This is a genomic window from Vibrio sp. Vb1755, assembly GCF_033338635.1.
Lineage (GTDB): Bacteria > Pseudomonadota > Gammaproteobacteria > Enterobacterales > Vibrionaceae > Vibrio > Vibrio alginolyticus.
Genome location: NZ_JAWOTA010000174.1, coordinates 1 through 1,336, shown reverse-complemented (window position 1 = coordinate 1,336; position 1,336 = coordinate 1). Strand labels below are relative to the sequence as shown.

General features: G+C 43.6%; 2 protein-coding genes. One reads left to right on the top strand and one right to left on the bottom strand.

Annotated elements, in window-relative coordinates; genetic code table 11:
- Nucleotides 1–290, top strand: a 290-nt coding sequence (locus R7E00_RS23640) for a Solitary outer membrane autotransporter beta-barrel domain (protein ID WP_318124671.1), incomplete at its 5' end; no start/stop codon positions are given.
- A 75-nt stretch (nt 291–365) separates the two neighbouring features.
- Here R7E00_RS23640 and R7E00_RS23635 read toward each other — a convergent pair.
- Nucleotides 366–1,336 (bottom strand): GGDEF domain-containing protein (locus R7E00_RS23635; RefSeq protein ID WP_318124669.1); only part of this gene is annotated, 971 nt, incomplete at its 5' end.

Here is a 1,336-nt window from a genome sequence, read left to right as displayed (position 1 = left end):
TAGGAAAGCCGGAAGGTTGGTATTGGGTAAATGGTGTCAAAGTCTTCTACGACGTCGCTCATATTGGTACGACAGTTCAATCTTTCTATACCAGCTTTAGTCGAATCGATATTGGTGGCGATACGAGCGATCCGCTAAATACCACGAATTATTATGAAGGCAGTATTGGATGGTTGATGACTCCACCGTTTGAGTCCGATTGGATAGACAATATTGGTATCGGTTTAACCATCAATTATGGTAGTGATCTGAAAGGCGGCAGTTTGGTTCTGTTCTTTAATCAGGATTGACGAAACTTGCCGTTGAACTGTCTAAACAAAACGACCGCACTTATTTGAATGCGGTCGTTGTATTTCTTTATGTGATTAGTTCTGATTCACTCTGGTGCAATTTCGACCTGCTTTTTTAGCTTTATACAATGCCGCATCCGCCAGTTTGATGACTTCAGCAGGTTCTCTTCCGTTTCTACTGTCTGCAGCACCAAAGCTCGCCGTGACGAATACCGATTCTCTTTGCATGTCTTCGGTACCTCGGTTTTGCTGGCCTTGCTTGTGATCGTCAGGGCGAGAGGCTTTGTCACGAAGGATCATTTCATATTCAGCGATAGCTTTACGAGCTTCTTCTATATATTGGCGACAATCTTCAACGTTTTTTCCCTTGAAGACCATGGTGAATTCTTCGCCGCCGAAGCGATAGACCTTTGCACCACCACGTATTTTCATCAATCTTGAAGCCACCATTTTGAGCACATCATCGCCGATGTCATGCCCGTACGTGTCGTTAAACTTCTTGAAGTGGTCGACATCGAGCATTGCAATTGTGAATTTTCTGCCCATGTGTTTTAGATCTAAATCTAATGCTCTGCGGCTTGGAATCTGCGTTAGGCTGTCAGTAAACGCAAGTTGGTGACTCGCCGAGGTTGAATAGATGATGATGAGCAGACCAGTAAGCGTAAACATGGTGCTGGAAATGTACTGCACATCAAAGAAGATGAATGTCGCGGAAGCCAAAGCCATTGCAGAATAGGTCATCGCATGGATGATTTTGTTGGTTTTCAGCAGCAGAATACCAAGAAAGCACACAATACCAACACAATACAAAACAAGAATAAACGGCAGCTTAGATACGCTAGGCACAATGAACAAAATGCCGCTGGTCCATTGCTCAAAGCCACCATCAACGTAATATGCCAAGATGATGTAGGACCACAAGATGAACATCACCAGCATCAAAACATAGATGAACATGGCTTTTGAATCGAATCCATCTTTGTTGAACAGAAAGACCGTCAAAAAGGAGACAGGAAGCAGGGTAGCGAGAATAGTGAGTTCTAATA